The organism is Limnohabitans sp., assembly GCF_044361985.1.
Classification (GTDB): Bacteria; Pseudomonadota; Gammaproteobacteria; order Burkholderiales; family Burkholderiaceae_C; genus Limnohabitans_A.
The window spans coordinates 1-3085 of sequence record NZ_JBIKHV010000173.1 but is presented as its reverse complement, the minus strand read 5'-3'; the positions used below and the strand labels follow the sequence as shown (position 1 = coordinate 3085).

The following is a 3085-nucleotide window of genomic DNA, read 5'->3' as shown; positions in this document are numbered from 1 at the left end:
GTGAAGCCCAGCGTCACTTGGCCCGAAGGCCAGGCAATGACTGGGCGTTTAATGCTGCTGGCATGTTCCTGCATGATTTTTTTAGCGCTGGCGCTGTCGTTCACTTGGGCTTGCACAGCGGCGTCCAGTTTTCGCCAGGTGGTGCCTTTGCGGTTCAGTAGTGCCTCCCAGCCCACTGCAGCTAGCCAAATGTCCAGTTCGGCAGCGGGGACACCTTGTTTCTTGAAGTCATGGAAGGTGGCGTTCAAGCCGTGGTCAGCCAGCCAGATTCGGGCTTTCTTGACGGTGTCGCAGTTGGGAATGCCGTAAACAATGGGGTCCATGGGGTTTGCTGAAGAGTGAAGTGAACAAGACTGGGTGACAATCGCCGCCTATGAAGACTCTACAGGAATGGCTCGACTGGTGCGAGCAGTTACACCCCGTGGCCATTGACATGGGGCTGGACCGGGTGAGAACCGTCGCAGGCCGCATGGCGCTGCGCTTTGACTGCCCGGTCATCACCGTGGCGGGCACCAATGGCAAGGGCTCGACGTGCGCCATGCTGGAGGCAGTTTTGCTGCAAGCCGGCTACCGCACGGGCGTCTACACCTCGCCGCATTTGGTGCATTTTGAAGAGCGCTGCCGGCTGCATGGCGAGTCGGCCTCTGCTGCAACCTTTGCCGAGGCGTTTGCGGCCGTCGAGGCGGTGCGTGGTGATGTCAGCCTGACCTATTTTGAATTCAGCACCCTGGCCATCCTGCACCTGATGGCCCAGGCCAAGCTGGACGTGGCCATTTTGGAGGTGGGTATGGGCGGACGGCTGGATGCGGTCAATATCATCGACGCCGACTGCGCCGTGATCACCAGCATCGACATCGACCACACCGCTATTTTGGGCAAAGACCGTGAAAGCATTGGCTTTGAAAAGGCGGGCATCATGCGCGCCGGGCGACCGGTGATCGTAAGCGACCCTGTGCCGCCGCAAAGTGTGATCGACCATGCCACTTCCATCGGGGCTCAGTTGTGGCAGTTTGGCCGTGATTTCAATTTTTCTGGCGACAAACAACAATGGGCCTGGGCCGGGCGAGATCGTCGATACAGCGGAATGGCCTATCCGGCCTTGCGTGGTGCCAACCAGTTGATCAATGCCTCGGGCGTCTTGGCGGCGCTGGAGGCCTTGCGCCAGCAAATTCCGGTGACCGCCCAGGCCGTGCGCAATGGTCTGGCCATGGTGGAGTTGCCGGGGCGCTTTCAAATCGTGCCGGGTCAGCCTGTGCTGGTGCTGGATGTGGCCCACAACCCCCATTCAGTGGCGGCCTTGGCGGTCAATCTCGATGCGATGGGTTTTTACCCAACGACCCACGCCGTGTTGGGCGCCATGGCTGACAAAGACCTGTTGCCCATGCTGCAGCGGGTCAACCCGATGGTGGACCGATGGTATTTCACCGACTTGCCCCTGCCCCGGGCCGCCAAGGCGGCTGATTTACAGCAAATGTGGCAGGCCCAAAACACCCGATCTGACACCGCTTCAAGCATTCACGCCACCCCCATGCTGGCCCTTCAAGCGGCCATGAAGGCCTCAGACCCGGCTGATAGAATCGTGGTCTTTGGCTCCTTCTATACCGTGGGCGGTGTTTTGAAAGACGGCATTCCGCGTCTGCAAGCCAAACACCTCAGCCCGTGAGCACCACGTCATGGCCTTTTTCAAGTTCCGATTTCCTGGTCAAACCGCCTCCACAGAGGCCTTGACTTCTGGCCCCAACGAAAACCTAGAAGTCGTCCGCCGTCGTGCGCGCCACCGGTTGATGGGCTCGGTGGTGCTGGTGTTGGTTGCCGTGGTGGGTTTTCCGTTGCTGTTTGACACCCAGCCCCGGCCCGTTGCGGTCGACACCCCCATCGTGATCCCTGACCGTCAAAGCACCTCGCCCCTGACCAGTGCAACGCCTGTGCCTGCAAACCAAGCACCCGCCAAACCCTTGCTGCCTTCGCCCGGTGCGGTACCCACGCAAGCCAGCCTCGATCAGCGTGAAGAAGTGGTGCTGCCTGCAGCCCCAATGGCCCTGACCCCCAAGCCTGAAACTGAAAAAATCGCACCCGCTGCAGAAAAGAGCCCTGACAAAGCCGCGGTAGCCAAACAGGAACCCCAAGCAGCGCCGCCCGTGAAGGCCGAAAAACCTGCTGCGGTGGCCAAACCTAAAGACGACGGCGGCAAAGCCCAGGCGCTGTTGGACGGCAAGTCTGCCAAGGCGACAGCGGGTCGTGTGGTGATTCAGGTGGGCGCCTTCAGTGATCCAGCCAAAGTTCGCGATGTCCGCAGCAAACTGGAACAGGCTGGGCTGAAAACATACACCCAGGTGGTGGAAAAAGACGGCAAAAGCACCACGCGAATCCGTGTGGGCCCCTTCGAAACACGTGAAGAGGCAGACAAAGTAGCCGCCCGCATCCGCAAGCTCGATTTGCCCGTGTCTGTCTTCAAGATCTGACATGGCGATCGCCCTCACCGATTGGATCTTGCTGGGCGTATTGCTCGCTTCCATGGTGATGGGGCTTTGGCGTGGACTGGTCTACGAGGTCTTGTCGCTGGCGGGCTGGGTAGTGGCTTTTGTGGTCGCTCAGTGGCTGGCCCCCGATGTGGTGGGGTGGCTGCCCTTGATCAAGGATGCCCCCAATTCGGTGCAGTACGCCGTGGCTTTTGCGGTGGTCTTTGTGGCCACTGTGTTTGTGGCGGGCATGGTGTCCTGGCTGATCAAGAAATTGTTGGAAACCGTGGGCCTGCGGCCGGTAGACCGCACATTGGGAGGGGCATTCGGCTTGGCGCGCGGGGTGGTTTTGCTGTTGGCATTGACGGTGGTCTTGCAACTGACAGGACTTTCCCGTGAGGCCTGGTGGTCAACGGCCCAAGGTCCGGTTTGGCTGGAGCTTGTCCTCACAGGCTTAAAACCGCTTTTGCCCCAGACCTTTGTGGAATATTTGCCCTGAATTTTTCGGGGCAGTTCGAATTTTGAACGGGAAAAAGAATGTGTGGAATTGTCGGCATTGTGAGCAGTGCACCTGTTAACCAGTTGATCTATGACGCCTTGTTGTTGCTGCAGCACCGGGGCCAGGA

The 3085-nt window shown here is 59.5% G+C and carries 4 protein-coding genes; 3 read left to right on the top strand and 1 reads right to left on the bottom strand.

The genetic code is table 11. From position 1 onward, the window contains the following. A partial coding sequence (locus ACIQ3A_RS14670; RefSeq protein WP_396432464.1) for an arsenate reductase occupies positions 1-323 on the bottom strand: 323 nt, incomplete at its 3' end. Between the two features lie 50 nt (positions 324-373). Here ACIQ3A_RS14670 and folC point away from each other — a divergent pair. Genes folC through ACIQ3A_RS14655 form a run of 3 tightly spaced genes read left to right on the top strand, consistent with a single transcriptional unit; the run spans position 374 to position 2958 of the window. Continuing rightward, on the top strand, positions 374-1663 hold the full coding sequence (gene folC / locus ACIQ3A_RS14665) for a bifunctional tetrahydrofolate synthase/dihydrofolate synthase (protein WP_396432463.1): 1290 nt from the start codon (positions 374-376) through the stop codon (positions 1661-1663). A 10-nt stretch (positions 1664-1673) separates the two neighbouring features. Beyond that, positions 1674-2462, top strand: coding sequence for an SPOR domain-containing protein (locus ACIQ3A_RS14660; RefSeq protein WP_396432462.1), 789 nt, complete (start codon positions 1674-1676; stop codon positions 2460-2462). A gap of 1 nt (position 2463) precedes the next feature. Next, positions 2464-2958, top strand: coding sequence for a CvpA family protein (locus tag ACIQ3A_RS14655; protein WP_396432461.1), 495 nt, complete (start codon positions 2464-2466; stop codon positions 2956-2958). Positions 2959-3085 lie beyond the last annotated feature (127 nt).

What these genes read in the sequence shown, in the direction of transcription:
- folC (WP_396432463.1), top strand. Translation starts at nt 374, where the DNA reads ATGAAGACTCTACAGGAATGGCTCGACTGGTGCGAGCAGTTACACCCC.
- ACIQ3A_RS14660 (WP_396432462.1), top strand. Translation starts at nt 1,674, where the DNA reads ATGGCCTTTTTCAAGTTCCGATTTCCTGGTCAAACCGCCTCCACAGAG.
- ACIQ3A_RS14655 (WP_396432461.1), top strand. Translation starts at nt 2,464, where the DNA reads ATGGCGATCGCCCTCACCGATTGGATCTTGCTGGGCGTATTGCTCGCT.